Source organism: Roseateles asaccharophilus, from assembly GCF_031458115.1.
In the GTDB taxonomy this organism is placed as follows: domain Bacteria; phylum Pseudomonadota; class Gammaproteobacteria; order Burkholderiales; family Burkholderiaceae_C; genus Pelomonas; species Pelomonas asaccharophilus_A.
In genome coordinates, this window is sequence record NZ_JAVDXV010000001.1 from 538,682 (window position 1) to 556,253 (window position 17,572).

The following is a 17,572-nucleotide window of genomic DNA, read 5'->3' on the forward strand; positions in this document are numbered from 1 at the left end:
TTGGCCGACGTGTTGACGATGGCGTCATCGTCGTATTCGTTGGGGGCGGGCGGGCAGGACGGGCAAGGCAGGTTCAAGAGGAGCTCCTCGATTCTGGAGCCCGCCATTCTTGAAATCCGTCATGTCAGGACGATGAAGGCGGCGGTGTTTTCGGCTCGCTGAGCACGTCCTGCGGCGCGCCGAACATGAAGCAGTCGACGAAGCTGAAGTACAGCGATGCGTAGAACACCGTGGACATGATGAGCCAGCTGGTCAGCAGCAGGATGGGCGCGAGCGTCAGCAGGCCCAGCAGGCCGGCCAGCAGCGTGATGGCGCTGTACAGGCCTAGCAGCAGGCCGGTCCATACCAGCATGTTGACGGTGAAGGCGCCCTTGTTGCGCCACAGCGCCAGCGTGCTGGAGAACAGCGCCTGCGCGACGCCCTGGCCGCCCCAGTGCACCAGCGCCGGTGCATGCCAGTAGGGCACGGCCAGCAGGCCCACCAGCCCCAGGCGCAGCACGACGCCCCAGAACAGCGCCGGGTCGGCGGCGGTCTTGCTCAGCGTCTCGGCATCGGCCTTCTCGCCGATCTGGCGCATGGCCTCGCTCATCGCGCCGCCGTCCAGCCAGTTGGCCAGCAGGCTGATGACCAGCAGCGCGCCGGCATAGCCGAAGCACAGCATCAGCTGGCTGCGGCGGCGTTCGGGCGTCAGCTTCAGCGGCGCGACGTAGACACCGGCCGTGGGCGTCTTCTGCTGCAGCACCAGGTGCGTGGCCAGCATGAAGCCCAGGGACAGCAGCGGCAGCGACGCGGTGGACAGCACCGGGCCCAGCACCGGCACCATCAGCGCGACGAAGACCGCGAACAGGTACAGGCCCAGCAGCCCGGCCAGCGCCAGCGGCTGGCGCTGGAACACCTTGAAGCCATGGCGTATCCAGAGCCGGCCGTTGCGGGCCGGCACGTCCTGAAGGTGCAGCTGCATCGTCATGCCGGGTCCTTCATTGCGTGCCAGGGTTTGGCGATGCGCTCGCGCAGCACGCGCTCGAAGTGGCGTGGGTCGTGCGCCTTCAGCAGCGATGCGTCGCGCGGCAGGTGCAGGTCGTACAGGCGCGACACCCAGAAGCGCAGCGCCGCCGCGCGCAGCAGCGCGGGCAGCAGGCGGTGTTCGGCACCGGACAGCGGCCGCACGCTTTCATAGGCGGTCACGAACACGGCGGCGCGGTCTTCAATGAGGCGGCCGTCGGTCAGGTCGATGCACCAGTCGTTCAGGCACACGGCCAGGTCGAACAGCCAGGTGTCGCAGCCGGCGAAGTAGAAGTCGAAGAAGCCGGTCAGCCGCTCGCGGCCCGGGCCCTCGCCGGGCTCGAACATGACGTTGTCGCGGAACAGGTCGGCGTGGATGGGCCCCGACGGTAGGTGGGCGTACTCGGCCGACGCGGCCAGCTGCTGCTGGTAGGCCAGCTCGCTCTTCAGCAGCTCAGCCTGCGGCGCATCCAGAAACGGCAGGATCTGCGGCACGACCTCGTTCCACCAGGCCAGGCCGCGCAGATTGGGCTGCTGCAGCGGGTAGTCGCGCCCGGCCAGGTGCATGCGGGCCAGCGTGGCGCCCACCTGGTTGCAGTGGAAGGCGTCGGGTGCCATCTGGTGGCCGCCGTGCAGGCGGTCGACGATGGCTGCGGGCTTGCCGGCGACCTCGAACAGGATCTCGCCGGTCGTGTCGGCATACGGCTCCGGCACGGGCACGCCGCGCTGGGCCAGGTGCTGCATCAGCCGCAGGTAGAACGGCAGCTGCTGGGCGGTGAGGCGCTCGAACAGCGTCAGCACATAGCGGTGCAGGTGGCCGTCGCGGGTGCAGTCGACAAAGTAGTTGGTGTTCTCGATGCCGGCGCCGATGCCGCGCAGGGAGCTGAGCTCGCCCAGCTGGAGGTGGTTCAGCAGCGCTTGCGCCTGCTCGGGGCTGACTTCGGTGAAAACGGCCATGGGGTGGGGTCAGGACTGCAGCCCCGAGGGCCGCCGGGAATCAGAATTTGAGGACGCGCCAGACCCGTGTGCCCGAGCCGCTCTTGGGCAGGCCCGTGCCGGTGCCGCCGGCCGACTCGCGGCCCGCGTCGTTGACGACGATCTCGTAGTCGGGGGCCTTGGTGAGCTTGTTCTTCACCTCGACCTTCTTGGTCTCGCCGCGCACCTTCAGCTCCTCGATGCGGACCTGGTCGTCCTCGGCCACGGTGCGCTCGACCTTGGGCTCGGGCGGCGGGTCGGCCAGGGCGCTCGTTGCCAGGGTTGCAAGCAGCAGGAGGGCGGTGGGGCGAAGCATGATGCTGCCGATTCTAGGTGGGCGTCTGTCCGAGAATATCTCGCCATGAGTAAACCCATCCTGCTGCTGGTCGACGGTTCCAGCTATCTGTACCGCGCCTTCCACGCCATGCCCGACCTGCGCGGCCCCGAGGGCCAGCCCACCGGGGCGGTGCGCGGCATGGTGGCCATGCTGAAGAAGCTGCAGAGCGACGTCGGCGCGGCGCATGCCGTCTGCGTGTTCGACGCGTCCGGCCCCACCTTCCGCGACGAGTGGTACCCCGAGTACAAGGCCCAGCGCTCGCCCATGCCGCCGGAGCTGCGCGCGCAGATCGAGCCCATCCACGAGGTCGTCAAGCTGCTGGGCTGGCCGACGTTGACGGTGCCCGGTGTGGAGGCGGACGACGTCATCGGCACGCTGTGCTGCATTGCGGCCAACGCGGGCCATCGCGTCATCGTGTCCACGGGCGACAAGGACTTGTCGCAGCTGGTCAATGCGGATGTCGAGCTCATCAACACGATGAGCAACGAGCGGCTGGACGAGGCCGGCGTGTTCGAGAAGTTCGGCGTGCCGCCCAATCGCATCATCGATTACCTGACCTTGATGGGCGACACGGTGGACAACGTGCCGGGCGTGACCGGCGTAGGCCCCAAGACGGCGGCGAAGTGGATCGCGGAGTACGGTTCGCTGGACGGTGTCATCGCCGCCGCGCCCACGGTGAAGGGCAAGGCCGGCGAGAACCTGCGCGCCGCGCTGGACTGGCTGCCCATGGGCCGCAAGCTGGTCACCGTGAAGGTGGACTGCGAACTCGCCGAGCACGTGGCCGGCTGGCCGGCGCTGGACGAATTGGCCTTCCGCGAACCCGACAAGGCGTCGCTGGCCGAGTTCTACAAGCGCAACGGCTTCAAGGCCTGGCTGGAGGAGCTGACCGGCGAGGCGCCGGCGCCCAAGGCCAAGGCACCCGCGCCGGCCAGTCCCGGGCTGTTCGACGAGCCGGAACCGCCGGCCGGCGCGGCCGACCTTGCGCGGCAGTACGACACCATCCTGACCTTCGAGCAGCTGGACGCCTGGATCGCCCGCCTGAAGGCAGCGCCCTTGTGCGCACTGGACACAGAGACCGACTCGCTGGACCCGATGGCCGCCGCCATCGTGGGCATCTCCTTCGCCGACAAGCCGGGCGAAGCGGCCTACATCCCGCTGCACCACAGCGGCCCGGATGCGCCCGAGCAGCTGCCGTTCGACGAGGTGCTGGCGCGCCTGAAGCCCTGGCTGGAGGACGAATCCGCCAAGAAGATTGGTCAGAACCTGAAGTACGACCGCCATGTGTTCCTGAACCACGGCGTCCAGCTGGCCGGCGTGCAGCACGACACGCTGCTGCAGAGCTATGTGCTGGAGGCGCACAAGACCCACAACCTCGAGGCGCTGGCCGAGCGCCACCTGGGCCGCAAGGGCCTGAGCTACGAGGACCTGTGCGGCAAGGGCGCGCATCAGATTCCGTTCGCGCAGGTGGCCGTCGACAAGGCGACGACCTATTCCGGCGAAGACAGCGAGATGTGCCTGCACCTGCACGGCGTGCTGTGGCCGCAGATCGAGGCCGACGCGGGCCTGACGCGCATCTACCGCGACATCGAGATGCCCACGGCCGACCTGCTGGCGCGCGTGGAGCGCAACGGCGTGCTGATCGACAGCGAGAGGCTCAAGCTGCAAAGCCACGAGATCGGCCAGCGCCTGGTGCTGCTGGAGCAGCAGTGCTACGACATCGCCGGCCAGCCCTTCAACATCGGCAGCCCGAAGCAGATCGGCGAGATCCTGTTCGGCAAGTTGGGCCTGCCCGTCGTCAAGAAGACCGCCACCGGCGCGCCGTCCACCGACGAAGAGGTGCTGACCGAACTGGCCGCCGACTTCCCGCTGCCGGCCAAGATCCTGGAGTACCGCGGCCTGTCCAAGCTGAAGAGCACGTACACCGACAAGCTGCCGCTGCAAGTCAACGCGCATACCGGCCGCGTGCACACCAACTACGCGCAGGCCGTGGCCGTCACGGGGCGGCTGTCCAGTAACGAACCCAACCTGCAGAACATCCCCATCCGCACCGCGGAAGGCCGCCGCGTGCGCGAGGCCTTCGTCGCGCCTGAAGGTTGCAAGATCATCAGCGCCGACTACTCGCAGATCGAGCTGCGCATCATGGCCCACATCAGCGAGGACCCGGGGCTGCTGAAGGCCTTCCAGGAAGGTCAGGACGTGCACCGCGCGACCGCTTCCGAGGTGTTCGGCGTGGCGCTGGACGAGGTGTCCAGCGAGCAGCGCCGCTACGCCAAGACCATCAACTTCGGCCTGATCTACGGCATGGGCGCCTTCGGCCTGGCCGCGGCGCTGGGCATCGAGCAGAAGGCCGCCAAGGACTACATCGAGCGCTACTTCACCCGCTTTGCCGGAGTGAAGAAGTACATGGACGAGACCAAGGCCAGCGCCGCCGAGAAGGGCTATGTGGAGACGCTGTTCGGCCGTCGCATCTATCTGCCAGAGATCCGCGGCGGCAACGGCCAGCGCCGCGCCGGCGCCGAGCGCCAGGCCATCAACGCGCCCATGCAGGGCACGGCGGCCGACCTCGTGAAGCTGGCGATGCTGGCCGTGCAGGCCGAACTGGATCGCGCCGGCAAGCAGACCAAGGTCATCATGCAGGTGCACGACGAACTGGTGTTCGAGGTGCCCGAGGCCGAGCTGGACTGGATGCGCACCGAGGTGCCGCGCCTGATGGCGGGTGTCGCCGAATTGAAGGTGCCGCTGCTGGCCGAGGTGGGCGTGGGCAGCAACTGGGAAGAAGCCCACTGATTTCCCATTTTTCCCAAAATAGGGAAAATAGGCAAATCTGACCAGGAGCCGCCATGTCCGCCGTCCTCGAACAAGCCATCGCCGACCAGCTGCCCAGCGTCTCCGCCACGCAGCTGGTGGCCGGCATCCAGAAAGTCGGCCGCGCCGTGGCGGCGCATGGTGCGGTGCTCATCACCAAACACGACCAGCCGGCGTATGTGCTGATGTCGGTGGAGCGCTACCGTGAGTTGCAGCGTGCCGCCGAGCCCGACCTGGGGACCTTGAATGCCGAGTTCGACGCGCTGCTGGAGAGCATGCAAGGCAAGGCCGACGCGATGGCCGAGGCCTTTGCGATGACACCGGAGGCTCTCGGCGCTGCTGCGGTGCATGCGGTCAAGCCCCGCCGCAAGCGGGCCTGAGCGTTGCCGATTTTCGTGTTGGCCGGCGTCAACGGCGCCGGCAAAAGCTCGGTCGGCGGACGCGCGCTGGAAGCCGCAGGCGCCCCATTCTTCAACCCTGACATCGTGGCGGCGCGCTTGCGTCAAGCCAATCCAGGCCTTTCCAACGAACAGGTCAACGGCCTGGCCTGGACGGCAGGGCGTCGCGGCCTGGAGAAGGCGCTGGCTCAAGGGTTGACCTATGCCTTCGAGACGACGCTGGGTGGCAACAGCATCGTCAAGCTGCTGCTGGAAGGCGCGCGGGCGGGTGTCGACGTGCATGTCTGGTTCGCCGGCCTGGCCACGCCCGAGATGCACTTGCAGCGCATCGCCGCGCGCGTGGCGGCCGGCGGGCACGACATTCCCGAGACGAAGGTGCGCGAGCGCTTCGATGCCAGCCGCAGCAACCTCGTCAAGCTGATGCCGCATCTGGCCAGCCTGCGTGTCTACGACAACAGCATCGAGGCCGATCCGCGCGCCGGCAAGCGGCCCCAGCCCGTGCTGCTGTTGCAGATGCAGGCCGGCCGCGTCGTGACCCATGCGCCGTTGCGCAGCGTGCCGGCGTGGGCCAAGCCGCTGCTGGCAGCGGCCCTGCGTTGACTATCATCGGCGCCCACTGAGGAGCCCCACAAATGAAGGTCTTGCTGGTCGATGCGTTTCCGATGGTGCGCGCCGCGCTCACCGGGCTGATCGAGCAGCACTTTGCCGGCGCGCAGGTGCAAGGTGTCGATACGGCCGCCGCCGCACGTGCGGCGCTGGATCAGGACATGCCTCGCCTCGTGCTGCTGGATCTGCAGGTGGATGGCGGCTTTGAACTGCTGCAGCAGATCCATCGCGAGCACCTGCTGCTGCCGGTGGTGGTCATCTCGGGCACCGATGACACGGAGGACGCGCTGCAGGCCTTGGGTGCCGGCGCGATGGGTTATGTGCCGCAGCGCAGCGACCTGAACACGATGGTGCAGGCGCTGCAACTGGTGCTGGCCGGCGGCACCTACGTGCCGCCGCTGAAGCCGTTGGCCCAGGCGCAAGCACCGGTCGCGCCGGCCGCTTCGCAGGCCTGGGCCGAGTTGCCGCTGACGCCACGCCAGAAGGGCGTGCTGGACCTGCTGGCGCGCGGCCTGTCCAACAAGGAGATCGCGCGCGAGCTGAACATCGGCGTCGACACGGTGAAAGACCATGTCGCCGCGGTGTTGAAGGCGCTCGGTGCGAACTCGCGCACGCAGGCCGTGCTGATCGCGACGCAGAAGGCCCGTGGCTAGAGCTTCTTGCCCACCTCGGTCTTGAACCAGCCGGACTCCAGGTAGGCGTAAAGGTTCTTGCCCGGGCAGACGGTCTGCTTGCTGTAGTCCTTGTGGCTGGCGATGGCATCCAGCCCCAACTTGTGTTCATGCGCCAGCCAGGCGGTCAGGTCGACGGCGGCACTCAGCTGCGCGGGCGTCGGCTGCTGTTCCTCGAAATTGCCCACCAGCATGACCAGCGCATGGCCGCGCGGGTCGTACTCGGTGTTGGTGTCGCCGGCCTGCTGCAGCGGGCGCGCGGCGTAGATGCGGCCATCGGGCGCGATGACGTAGTGGTAGGGGATGTCGGCCCAGCGCTTGGTCAGGCGCGACCACTGCTGCAGCCGGCGCAGGTAGTTCTGGACGTCGGTGCCGTCCTTCCAGATCTCGCCCTGGTGGTGGATGGTGATTTTGCTGATCTGGTGCGTGGGCACCGGCGCGCTGGCCGGCGTGCCGCCCCAGGTGTCGACGCTGACGATCTGTGGCGAGGGCGGTGGGGGCTTGACGGTGGCGCAGCCCGTCACGAGAACCAGCGCTGCGATGCTGACGGCGAATTTCATCGCATGGAGTCTATGGCGCGCAGTACGGCTTCCGCGGTCGCGGGGGCTTGCAGCGGTGGATCGCAGCGCTCCGGCCCGCAGGCCGCGCAGGCATCCTTGATGGCCAGCAGCGCGGCGAAGCCGAGCAGCAGCGGCGGCTCTCCTACCGCCTTGCTGCGGTGGATGGTCTCGCTGGCGTTGGCGATGCCGAACAGCTCGGTGCGGAACTCGGTGGGGCAGTCGTTGGCGGTCGGGATCTTGTAGGTGCTGGGTGCGTGCGTGGTCAGCATCCCGGTCTTGGGGTGCCAGACCAGTTCTTCCATCGTCAGCCAGCCCATGCCCTGGATGAAGCCGCCTTCGATCTGGCCGATGTCCAGCGCCGGGTTCAGGCTGGTGCCGACGTCGTGCAGCAGGTCGGCGCGCGTGATGCGGCTCTCGCCGGTCAGCGTGTCCACCAGCGCCTCGCAAACGGCGCCGCCCCACGCGTAGTAGTAGAAAGGGTGACCGTGCAGCTTGGCCTTGTCCCAGTGCAGGCCGGGCGTCGCGTAGAAGCCGTCGCTCCACAGCTGGATGCGCTTCAGATAGGCCCCGGCCACCAGCTCGCTGAACGGCAGGCTGTGCCCGCCGCCGCTGACCTGGCCGTCGGCGAACGCGACCAGCTCGGGTGTGCAGCCGAAGCGCTCGGCCGCGAAGGCGGCGAGCCGTACCTTGATCTTGCGCGCGGCATCCTGCGCGGCCTTGCCGTTCAGGTCGCTGCCAGTGGATGCGGCCGTGGCTGATGTGTTGGCGACCTTGCTGGTGTCGGTCGCCGAGCAGCGCACGGCAGAGAAGGGCAGGCCCAGCTCATGCGCGACGACCTGCGCGACCTTGGTGTTCAGCCCCTGGCCCATCTCCGTGCCGCCATGGTTCACCAGCACCGAGCCGTCCGTGTAGACATGCACCAGCGCGCCGGCCTGGTTCAGGTGGGCCACGTTGAACGAGATGCCGAACTTGACCGGCGTGAAGGCCAGGCCCTTCTTCAGCACGCGGCTGGAGGCATTGAACGCGGCGATCTCGGCGCGGCGCTCGGCATAGCGGCTGCTGGCCAGCAGTTGGGCCGTCAGCGGTTGCGCATGCAGCTCCTCGACCTGCTGGCCATAGGGCGTCATGTCCTGGTCAGCCGCATAGAAGTTGCGCTCCCGCACGACGGTGCCGTCCAGCCCTAGCCGGCGGGCGATGCCGTCCAGGATCATCTCGACAGCGATGGCGCCCTGCGGGCCGCCGAAGCCGCGGAAGGCGGTGTTGCTCTGCGTGTTGGTCTTCGCGCAGAAGCCGTGCATGGCGACATGCGGCAGCCAGTAGGCGTTGTCGAAGTGGCACAGCGCGCGGGCCATCACCGGCGCGGACAGGTCTGCGCTGTGGCCGGCGTTGGAGACCAGCTCGATGTCGGCGGCCAGGATGCGGCCGTCGTCGTCGAAGCCCACGTCCCAGCGGTAGTCGAAGCCGTGGCGGCGGCCGGTGATGAGGAAGTCATCATCACGGTCCACGCGCAGCTTGACGGGTTTGCCCAGTTTCAGCGCGGCGATGGCCGCGACGCAGGCGAAGAGGGCGGACTGCGACTCCTTGCCGCCGAAGCCGCCGCCCATGCGCCGGCACTGCACGGCCACGCGGTGTGCGTGCCAGCCCAGGCAGTGCGCGACGAGCTGCTGCATCTCGCTGGGGTGCTGCGTGGAGCAATGAAGGAGCAGGCCTTCGCCGCCTTCCTGCGGCACGGCCAGACTGATCTGGCCTTCCAGATAGAACTGCTCCTGACCGCCCAGGCTCCAGTTGCCCTGCAGGCGGTGGGGTGCAGAAGGCAGGTGCTTGTCGGGCTCGCCGCGCGTGAGGTGCATGGGCGGCAGCACGTACTGGCCGGCTTTGTGTGCTTCGAGCGCGGTCAGGATGGCCGGCAGCGGCTCGGCTTGGATGACCTGCTTCGCGAGTGACGCCGCACGGCGCGCCAGCTCGCGGTCCGTCGCGATGACGGCGAACACCGGCTGTCCCACATAGCGCAGCTCGTCGGCGGCCAGGATGGGATCGTCGTGCAGCAGCGGGCCGCAGTTGTTTTCAGCAGGGATGTCGGCCGCACTCAGCACGGCGACGACGCCGGGCATGCGGCGGATGCGGTCCAGGTCGATGCCGACCAGCTTGCCGTGCGCGATGGGGGACAGCCCGAGCGCCGCGTGCAGCGTGCCGGCGGGCTCGGGCAGGTCGTCGGTGTACGGCGCGGCGCCGCTGACGTGCAGGTGCGCCGACTCATGCGGCCGCGACGTGCCGACCACGGGCTCGGGCATCAGAAGCGCTTCGGGCTTGTTCATGCGGCCAACCTTGCCGAACGCCAGACCGTCACCGTACGCCTGTCCAGGCTTTCCAGCCAGAGCTTGCGCAACAGGTTATGCGCGACCTTGAGCCGGTAGGCGTCGCTGGCGCGCATGTCGGTCAGTGGCTTGAAGTCCTGCGGCAGCGCCAGCGCCGCGGCTTCGGCGGTTGACTCTATCCAGGGCTGGCCGACGACGGCCGCCTCCGCGTGCGCCGCACGCTTGACGATGGCCGCCATGCCGCCGTAGACGAAGCGCGCTTGCTGCACCGTGCCATTGCGCAGTTGCAGCGCCAGCACCGCGCAGACGGCCGAGATGTCGCTGTCGTGTCGCTTGGAGATCTTGTGGGCCGAGATGGCCCAGCTGGTGTCGGGCTTGGGCACCTGCATGGCCTCGATGAACTCGCCGGGTTGCAGGTCCTTCTTCATGTAGTCCAGGTAGAAGGCCTCCAGCGGCAGGCGGCGCTGTTGCGCGCCCTTGCGCAGGACGACCTCGGCGCCCAGCGCGATCAGCGCGGGTGCGCCGTCGCCGATGGGCGAGCCGTTGGCGATGTTGCCGCCCAGCGTGCCGGCATGGCGCACCGGCGGCGACGCGAAGCGCCGCCACAGCTCGGCCAGTGACGGTGCCAGCTCGGTCAGCGCGGCCCAGGCGTCTTCCAGCGAGGCGGCGGCGCCTATCCACAGGCCGCCGTCCTCGTTCCGGATCTCGCGCAGCGCAGCGACGCGGCCGGTGTAGATCAGGTGCGGCAGCTCGCGGAACTGCTTGTTGACCCACAGGCCGATGTCGGTGGAGCCGGCCAGCAGCGTCGCGGCCGGGTAGGTCTCGCGCAGCAAGGCCAGGTCGGGCACGGTCTGCGGAGCGTTGAAGCAGCCGCCGGCATGGGCGTAGTCCAGCGGCTCGTCGGCCTGCAAGGCCTTCAGTGCGGCCGTGATGGGTGCGCGGTCCAGGCAGCGGGCGGGCGCGTCGAACATCGCCTCGCCGGCGTCCAGGATGGGCCGGTAGCCGGTGCAGCGGCACAGGTTGCCGGCCAGGTCGTCGGCCAATTCCTGACGCGTGGGCCGCGTGCCGGCGGTCTGGTGGCGCTCGTAGCAGGCGGTCATCGACATGACGAAGCCCGGCGTGCAGAAGCCGCATTGCGAGCCGTGGCAGTCCACCATGGCCTGCTGTGCGGGGCTGAGGTTCTGCGGGCCGCCCACATCTTCCACGGTCAGCAGCGCGCGGCCGTCCAGCGTGGGCAGGAACTGCGTGCAGGCGTTGACGTTGCGCAGCTGCAGCTGGCCGGCGGCGTCCAGCTCGCCCTGGATGACGGTGCAGGCGCCGCAGTCGCCTTCGGCGCAGCCTTCCTTGGTGCCCGTGCAGGCGGCCTGCTCGCGCAGGTATTGCAGCACCGTCGTCGTCGGGGGCAGGTCGGCCACCTCGACGATCTCGCCGCGATGGAAAAAGCGCACAGGTCGAACGTTGGATCGGGTATTCATGCTGGCGTCGATTCTCCCGCCTTGCCTCAGAATTTCCATATGAGTTTTACTGACCAGGAAAAATCCAGCGACGGCCCGCGTCGCTGGGCGCTGAGTGGCGACCTGCTGGACTTCACGGCCGCACCGCGCTGGGGCGACGTGGACTCCACGGCGGTGCGTTTCGACCGCGACAATTGGCTGCTGATCGAAGACGGCCGCATCGTCGGCCGCCAGGCCGCCGAGCCGGATGACAGCTGGATGCGCAAGGACCATGCCGGGAAGCTGGTGCTGCCGGGCTTCATCGACACGCATGTGCACTGCCCGCAGCTGGATGTCATCGCCTCCTATGGCACGGAGCTGCTGGACTGGCTCAAGCGCTACACCTTCCCGGCCGAATGCGCGTTTGCCGACCCGGCCCGCTCGCGGCGCGGCGCCGAGGTCTTCCTGGATGCGCTGCTGGCCAGCGGCACGACATCGGCCGTGGTGTTCCCGACGGTGCACAAGGTGTCGGCCGAGGCACTGTTCGAGGGCGCGGCGGCGCGCGGCATGCGACTCATCACCGGCAAGGTGCTGATGGACCGCCACGCACCCGATGGGCTGCGCGACGACGTGGTGCAGGCCGAGAAGGATTGCGTCGAGCTGATCGACCGCTTCCACGGCCGCGGCCGCAACGCGTTCGCGGTGACGGTGCGGTTCGCGCCCACCAGCACGCCCGAGCAGCTGGCCATGGCCGGCGCGCTGTGCCGCGCCGATGCCAGCCTCTACATGCAGACCCATGTGGCCGAGAACCGCGCCGAGGTCGAGTGGGTGGCGCAGCTGTTCCCGGACGCGCGCAGCTATCTGGACGTCTACGCCGGCGTGGGCCTCGTGCATGAGCGCGCGGTGCTGGCCCATGGCATCTGGCTGGACGACACCGACAAGCGCCTGCTGGCCGACCGCGGCGCGCAGGTGGCGCATTGCCCGTCCAGCAACCTGTTCCTGGGCAGCGGGCTGTTCGACTGGCGCGGCGCGCCGTTCAACGTCAGCCTGGCGTCTGACGTGGGTGGCGGCACGTCTCTGAACCTGCCGCGCAACATGGCGGACGCCTACAAGGTGCAGGCGCTGCGCGGCGAGCGCCTGACCGCGTGGAGCGCGCTTCATGCGGCCACGCGCGGTGCGGCCGAGGCGCTGCGGCTGGGCGACGAGATCGGCGGCCTGTCGGTGGGGCAGGTGGCCGACCTTTGCGTGTGGGACTGGGCGAAGGGCCCGGTGGCCGAGGCGCGCGACGCCGTGGCCGGCGAGCTGCACGAGCGCGTGTTCGCGTGGATGACGCTGGCCGACGAGCGCAACCTGGCGGCCTGTTACGTCGCGGGCCAGCGCCGCGTCTGAACGGGCCGTCCCACGGGATTGCGCGTCCGTCGCAAGTTGCAAGCGCTGGAGGGCGGGAATTCCTAGAGTTCGGCCTGTCGCCCGCCGTGGGCGTTCAAGTCTGGAGTTTCGTGATGTTCGGCTTCCTGCTCTGGTGTGTGCTGTTCGTGCTGTGCTGGCCGCTCGCGCTGCTGGCGCTGGTGCTGTGGCCGCTGGTGTGGCTCATCACGCTGCCGTTCCGGCTGCTGGGCATCGCGGTCGACGGCGTGTTTGGCCTGCTGCGCGCGCTTGTGATGCTGCCGGCGCGCGTGCTGGGCGGCGGCCGCTAGCCGACGCGCTCAGGCGGCGGTGACGGGCTTGTCGACGCCCCAGCGCCGATACAGCTCGGCCGCCTCCGCGCTGCGCAGCCAGCGCTCGAAGGCCTGGTCGTAGCGCTGCGACAGCGCCTCGCCGCTGGCGCTGCGCGCGAACGCCATGTGGCCGTGCAGCACGTCCAGCGGTGGCGAGCAGCGCGTGATGGTGTCGGCCAGGTTCAGCCGCTGCAGCACCGGCTGGCAGTTGCGGTCGTTGGCCGCAAACAGCTCCACGCGGCGCCGGGCCAGCATCTGCAGGCCCGAATCCACGCTCTGCACCCAGGTCAGCTGCGCCAGTGACGTCTTCAGACGCTCGAAGCGGCTGCCGTAGGCCCAGCCGCGCATCGCGGCGACCGGCAGCTGGGCCAGCTCGCTGAACTCGCCGCTCCAGCGCGCCTCTTCGCCGCGGCGCGCGTACCAGACCATGGCGTCCGAGTAGAACGAGCGCACGCTGAACAGCATGCGCGCCTCGCGCTCCGGCGTGCGGTAGGGGCCCACGAGGATGTCCGCCTCGCCCTGCTCGATCATCAGCTGTGCGCGCGGCCAGGGCAGCCACTCGCAGCGCACGCCGTCGCCGAACAGCTGGGTCAGCAGGTCCACCGCCAGACCCTTGGGCGGCTGGCCCTCTGCGCCTTCAAACAGGCGCGCGAACTGCGAGCCCACGGCGCGCAGCGGCGCCTGACGTGCGGGCTGCGCCAGTGCTTGCGCGCCCATCCAACCCAGACCTGCACTGATGCACAGACGACGTGTCGGCATGACCGGCCTCCCTCAGGGTAGGCCTCGATGATGCCGGCACGCTCAGGGGATGTCGATGGCGTGCAACTGGAAGGCGCGGCCCTGGCGCCGGTCGTCGAAGAAGCAGCGCAGCGTCTCGCGCGTGGTCTTGAAGGCGATCTCGTCCCAGGGAATCTCGTCCTCGGCGAACAGCCGGGCCTCCAGCGATTCGGGGCCGGGATTGAACTCAGGCGAGCGCAGCCGCGCCCGGTAGAAGAGATGGATCTGGCCCACGCGCACGACGTTCAGCAGCGTGTACAGCGGCCCCATCTCCACGTCGGCACCGGCCTCTTCCTGCGTCTCGCGCAGCGCGCCTTCCGCCGTCGTTTCGCCCAGCTCCATGAAGCCGGCCGGCAACGTCCACAGCCCGTAGCGGGGCTCGATGGCGCGACGGCACAGCAGCACGCGGCCGTCGGCCTCCCACACCGGCAGCGTGCCCACCACGTTCAGCGGGTTCTGGTAGTGGATCGTGTGGCAGGCCGGGCAAACCGCGCGCTCGCGGTTGTCGTCGGCCGGCACGCGGTAGTCCACGGCGGCACCGCAGTTCGAGCAATGTTTGAAGCGGCTGGGGAAGGGCATGTGGTCGAGTTTAGAGGCGCTAAATTTCAGCCCATGAAGCTCTACAACTACTTCCGCTCCAGCGCCTCCTGGCGCGTGCGCATAGCCCTGGCGCTGAAAGGCCTGAGCGCCGACTACGTGTCCGTCCATCTGCAGAAGAACGAACAGTTCGCCGGCAGCTTTGCGCAGCAGCAGGTCTCGCACCTGGTGCCGGCGCTGGAGCTGGACGACGGCACCTGGCTGAGCCAGTCACTGGCCATCCTGGAGTACCTGGACGAGACCCATCCCGAGCCGCCGCTGCTGCCGCGCGATGCGCTGGGCCGTGCCCGCGTGCGCGCGCTCGCGATGGACATCGCCTGCGACATCCATCCCATCAACAACCTGCGCGTGCTGCGTTACCTGAAGAGCAACATGGGCCACGAGCAGGCGCAGATCGACGCCTGGTACCGCCACTGGGTCGCGACCGGCCTGGCCATCGTCGAGCAACGCCTGGCGCAGACGGCGAGCGCCTTCTGTTTCGGCGACACGCCGGGTCTGGCCGACTGCCTGCTGGTGCCGCAGGTCTACAACGCGCAGCGCTTCGAATGCCCGCTGGACGCCTATCCCACGGTCCTGCGCATCAACGCGGCCTGCCTGGCGCTGCCGGCGTTTGCCAACACCCGACCCGAGGCCTGCCCCGATGCCGGTTGACACGCAGTGGTTGCATCCCGACTGGACCGGCACGACGGCCTTCATGACCACCCGCGGCTTCAATTGCGGCCGCAAGGCCGGTGATGCCGCGGAGGTTCAGGCCAACCGGGCCGAGGTCGCGCGACGGCTGGGCGCGCGCCCCATCTTCCTGGACCAGGTGCACGGCGCCGACGTCGTGCGCCTGCGCCCCGACTGGAACGACGACAACGCGCCCCAGGCCGACGCGGCGGTGTCCACCGATCCGGAGCTGGCTGTCGCCATCCTCGTCGCCGACTGCCTGCCGGTGCTGTTCTCGGCGCCGGGCGGCGTGGCCGGCGCGCACGCGGGCTGGCGCGGCCTTGCGGCCGGTGTGCTGGAGAACACCGTCGCCGAGCTGTGCGCCGCAGCGGGTTGCGAACCTCGCGACGTGAAGGCCTGGCTGGGCGCCTGCATAGGCCCCGCGGCCTTCGAGGTGGGGCCGGAGGTCGTCGCGGCCTTTGGCCGTGAAGCCATCGAGCTAGACCAGCCCGGCTTTCTGTTCCGACCGAATCCTCAGCCTCGTTGGCGCGTGGACCTGCCCTTGCTCGCTCGCGAACGGCTGCGTGGTGCCGGTGTCACCGAAATCAGCGGCGGCACGTGGTGCACGCTGACCGATGATTCACGCTTCTTCTCGTTCCGGGGCGAGTCCCTGGGCCGGCCCCGCGGCCGCATGGCCGCCTGCATCAGCCTGCGCTGAGGCCTCCGCGGCACGTTTGCGCCGCCGGCGGCCCGGCGTACCGAGGATGTAGAGCAGCAGGCCCAGCGGCAGGATGCCGTAGAGCATCAGCGTGATGAAGGCGCCGAACAGTGTGCCCTGAGGGCTCGTCGCTTCGGCGGCGGCCATCATCAACGCAACATAGGCCCAGGCAATGGCGATGAGATACATGAGGGGCTTTTGACCGGTGTCATAGGCATGTCGGCGCATACGGTTACAACAACCGTGCTCGCCCGAATGTGGCAAGCTTATTGCAATGGTCTTCACAAGACCGTCCCGACGGAGAGTTCCTAGGAGATTCATGGCCACGCGCAAGAAGAACGACATGCCGCCCCCCACTGATGGGCAGGCCTTCTCGGACCTGATGCAGCAGATGGCCCACCTGCCGCAGATATCGCCGGCGACTCTGGCCGAACTGCAGGCCGACTACCTGAAGCAGGCCACCGCGCTGTGGAACGCGTCGCTGGGCCAGGGCGAGGCGCCCACGATCAGCGATCGCCGTTTCGCCGCGCCCGAGTGGAGGGCCAATCCGGCGGCTCATTTCATGACGCAGCTCTACCTGCTGAACGGCAGGACCCTGCAGCAGATGGCCGCTGCCGTGGAAGCCGACGACAAGACCAAGGCGCGCATCCGCTTCGCCGTGCAGCAGTTTGTCGACGCGGCCTCGCCCAGCAACTTCCTGGCGCTCAATCCTGAAGCCCAGAAGCTGGCGCTGGACAGCCAGGGCGAGACGCTGGCGCGCGGCCTGCAGCACCTGTGGGGCGATGTGCAGCGCGGCCATGTGTCGCAGACTGACGAAAGCGCCTTCGAGGTCGGCAAGAACGTGGCCACCACGGCGGGCCACATCGTGTTCGAGAACGAGCTGTTCCAGCTCATCGAGTACGAACCGCTGACGCCCGAGGTGCACCAGCGCGCCTTCCTGCTGGTGCCGCCGTGCATCAACAAGTACTACATCCTGGACCTGCAGCCGGACAACTCGCTGATCCGCTATGCGGTGTCGCAAGGCCACCGCGTGTTCGTTGTCAGCTGGCGCAACCCGGACGAGTCGGTCCGGCATCTGGGCTGGGACGACTACGTGGAGGAGGGCGCCATCCAGGCCATCCGCGTCGTGCAGGCGATCTCGGGCCAGGACAAGATCAACGCGTTGGGCTTCTGCGTGGGCGGCACCATCCTCGCCACGGCGCTGGCCGTGCTGGCCGCACGCGGCGAACAGGCCGCGGCCAGCCTCACGCTGCTGACCACGCTGCTGGACTTCGAAGACAACGGCGTGCTGGACATCTTCGTCGACGAGGCCATGGTGCGCCTGCGCGAGGCCACGCTGGGCGTCGAGTCGCCCAAGGGCCCGCAGCTGCTGCACGGCCAGGAACTGGCGACGACCTTCAGCTTCCTGCGGCCCAACGACCTGGTCTGGAACTATGTCGTCGGCAACTACCTGAAGGGCGAGGCGCCGCCGGCCTTCGACCTGCTGTACTGGAACGGCGACTCCACCAACCTGCCGGGCCCCATGTACTGCTGGTACCTGCGCCATACCTATCTGCAGAACGAGTTGAAGCAGCCGGGCAAGCTCACCGTCTGCGGCGAGAAGCTGGACCTGGGCGCCATAGCCGCGCCGGTCTACATCTATGGCTCGCGCGAAGACCACATCGTGCCCTGGACCAGCGCCTACCGCAGCACGCAGTTGCTGAAGGGCAAGAAGCGCTTCGTGCTGGGTGCGTCCGGGCACATCGCCGGCGTCATCAACCCGCCGCCCAAGCCCGGCAAGCCCGCCAAGCGCAGCCACTGGGTCGGCAAGGGCGCGACGCTGCCGGCCGACTCTGACGCCTGGTTCGCCAGCGCCACCGAGCACCCGGGCAGCTGGTGGCCGGATTGGTCCGAATGGCTGGCGTCGCACGCCGGCGAGAAGAAGCCCGCGCCCAAGACGCCGGGCAACCGCAAGTTCAAACCCATCGAGCCCGCACCGGGCCGTTACGTCAAGGTCAAGGCTTAAGGAGACC

18 protein-coding genes are annotated in these 17,572 nt (G+C 68.7%); 9 read left to right on the forward strand and 9 right to left on the reverse strand.

Annotation, left to right across the window (positions count from 1 at the left end; genetic code table 11):
* Positions 1–124: 124 nt before the first annotated feature.
* Genes J2X21_RS02390 through J2X21_RS02400 form a run of 3 tightly spaced genes read right to left on the reverse strand, consistent with a single transcriptional unit; the run spans position 125 to position 2,293 of the window.
* Positions 125–967, reverse strand: a complete 843-nt coding sequence (locus J2X21_RS02390; protein ID WP_310324404.1) for a BPSS1780 family membrane protein — start codon at positions 965–967, stop codon at positions 125–127.
* Positions 964–1,959, reverse strand: a complete 996-nt coding sequence (locus J2X21_RS02395) for a homoserine kinase (RefSeq protein WP_310324408.1) — start codon at positions 1,957–1,959, stop codon at positions 964–966. Before J2X21_RS02395 ends, J2X21_RS02390 begins: the two co-directional genes overlap by 4 nt.
* A 40-nt stretch (positions 1,960–1,999) precedes the next feature.
* A complete protein-coding gene (locus J2X21_RS02400) occupies positions 2,000–2,293 on the reverse strand; it encodes a hypothetical protein (protein WP_310324410.1) in 294 nt (97 codons plus the stop codon).
* 45 nt (positions 2,294–2,338) lie between these two features.
* Between J2X21_RS02400 and polA the strand changes: the two genes are divergently transcribed.
* From polA to J2X21_RS02420, 4 genes are read left to right on the forward strand one after another with little or no spacing between them, the layout of a single operon-like run.
* On the forward strand, positions 2,339–5,101 hold the full coding sequence (gene polA, locus J2X21_RS02405; RefSeq protein WP_310324413.1) for a DNA polymerase I: 2,763 nt from the start codon (positions 2,339–2,341) through the stop codon (positions 5,099–5,101).
* 53 nt (positions 5,102–5,154) lie between these two features.
* Positions 5,155–5,499 carry a type II toxin-antitoxin system prevent-host-death family antitoxin gene (locus J2X21_RS02410; RefSeq protein ID WP_310324417.1) on the forward strand — a complete coding sequence of 115 codons (345 nt, stop codon included), beginning with the start codon at positions 5,155–5,157 and terminating at the stop codon, positions 5,497–5,499.
* Between the two features lie 15 nt (positions 5,500–5,514).
* Positions 5,515–6,117, forward strand: a complete 603-nt coding sequence (locus J2X21_RS02415) for an ATPase (protein WP_310324419.1) — start codon at positions 5,515–5,517, stop codon at positions 6,115–6,117.
* A gap of 32 nt (positions 6,118–6,149) precedes the next feature.
* On the forward strand, positions 6,150–6,776 hold the full coding sequence (locus J2X21_RS02420) for a response regulator transcription factor (protein ID WP_310324422.1): 627 nt from the start codon (positions 6,150–6,152) through the stop codon (positions 6,774–6,776).
* Here the strand turns inward: J2X21_RS02420 and J2X21_RS02425 are convergent.
* The 3 genes from J2X21_RS02425 to xdhA are packed head-to-tail and all read right to left on the reverse strand — an operon-like array spanning position 6,773 to position 11,144.
* On the reverse strand, positions 6,773–7,354 hold the full coding sequence (locus J2X21_RS02425) for a peptidoglycan recognition protein family protein (protein ID WP_310324425.1): 582 nt from the start codon (positions 7,352–7,354) through the stop codon (positions 6,773–6,775). The genes J2X21_RS02420 and J2X21_RS02425 overlap by 4 nt on opposite strands.
* The gene (gene xdhB / locus J2X21_RS02430) at positions 7,351–9,669 is read right to left on the reverse strand and encodes a xanthine dehydrogenase molybdopterin binding subunit (protein ID WP_310324427.1); all 2,319 of its coding nucleotides are present in this window, start codon (positions 9,667–9,669) and stop codon (positions 7,351–7,353) included. The genes J2X21_RS02425 and xdhB overlap by 4 nt, the downstream gene beginning before the upstream one ends.
* Positions 9,666–11,144 carry a xanthine dehydrogenase small subunit gene (gene xdhA / locus J2X21_RS02435; RefSeq protein ID WP_310324429.1) on the reverse strand — a complete coding sequence of 493 codons (1,479 nt, stop codon included), beginning with the start codon at positions 11,142–11,144 and terminating at the stop codon, positions 9,666–9,668. Before xdhA ends, xdhB begins: the two co-directional genes overlap by 4 nt.
* A 39-nt stretch (positions 11,145–11,183) precedes the next feature.
* Here xdhA and guaD point away from each other — a divergent pair, with 39 nt between their 5' ends.
* Both guaD and J2X21_RS02445 read left to right on the forward strand, forming a co-directional pair.
* Positions 11,184–12,491, forward strand: coding sequence for a guanine deaminase (gene guaD, locus J2X21_RS02440; RefSeq protein ID WP_310324432.1), 1,308 nt, complete (start codon positions 11,184–11,186; stop codon positions 12,489–12,491).
* A gap of 113 nt (positions 12,492–12,604) precedes the next feature.
* The gene (locus J2X21_RS02445) at positions 12,605–12,799 is read left to right on the forward strand and encodes a hypothetical protein (protein WP_310324434.1); all 195 of its coding nucleotides are present in this window, start codon (positions 12,605–12,607) and stop codon (positions 12,797–12,799) included.
* Between the two features lie 9 nt (positions 12,800–12,808).
* On the opposite strand, the gene J2X21_RS02450 is transcribed toward J2X21_RS02445, so the two are convergent.
* Positions 12,809–13,579 carry a substrate-binding periplasmic protein gene (locus J2X21_RS02450; protein ID WP_310324436.1) on the reverse strand — a complete coding sequence of 257 codons (771 nt, stop codon included), beginning with the start codon at positions 13,577–13,579 and terminating at the stop codon, positions 12,809–12,811.
* Positions 13,580–13,621: 42 nt separating this feature from the next.
* The gene (locus tag J2X21_RS02455; protein ID WP_310324438.1) at positions 13,622–14,176 is read right to left on the reverse strand and encodes an NUDIX hydrolase; all 555 of its coding nucleotides are present in this window, start codon (positions 14,174–14,176) and stop codon (positions 13,622–13,624) included.
* A 33-nt stretch (positions 14,177–14,209) separates the two neighbouring features.
* On the opposite strand from J2X21_RS02455, the gene maiA reads away from it, so the two are divergent.
* Positions 14,210–14,845 (forward strand): maleylacetoacetate isomerase, encoded by a 636-nt coding sequence (gene maiA, locus J2X21_RS02460; protein WP_310324440.1) that lies wholly within the window; start codon positions 14,210–14,212, stop codon positions 14,843–14,845.
* The gene (gene pgeF / locus J2X21_RS02465; RefSeq protein ID WP_310324442.1) at positions 14,835–15,560 is read left to right on the forward strand and encodes a peptidoglycan editing factor PgeF; all 726 of its coding nucleotides are present in this window, start codon (positions 14,835–14,837) and stop codon (positions 15,558–15,560) included. Before maiA ends, pgeF begins: the two co-directional genes overlap by 11 nt.
* Here pgeF and J2X21_RS02470 read toward each other — a convergent pair.
* Positions 15,483–15,749: a hypothetical protein gene (locus tag J2X21_RS02470; protein ID WP_310324444.1), complete on the reverse strand. Its 267-nt coding sequence runs from the start codon at positions 15,747–15,749 to the stop codon at positions 15,483–15,485. The two genes, pgeF and J2X21_RS02470, sit on opposite strands and share 78 nt — an antisense overlap.
* A gap of 154 nt (positions 15,750–15,903) precedes the next feature.
* Between J2X21_RS02470 and phaC the strand changes: the two genes are divergently transcribed.
* The gene (gene phaC / locus J2X21_RS02475) at positions 15,904–17,565 is read left to right on the forward strand and encodes a class I poly(R)-hydroxyalkanoic acid synthase (protein WP_404666570.1); all 1,662 of its coding nucleotides are present in this window, start codon (positions 15,904–15,906) and stop codon (positions 17,563–17,565) included.
* Positions 17,566–17,572: the final 7 nt, after the last annotated feature.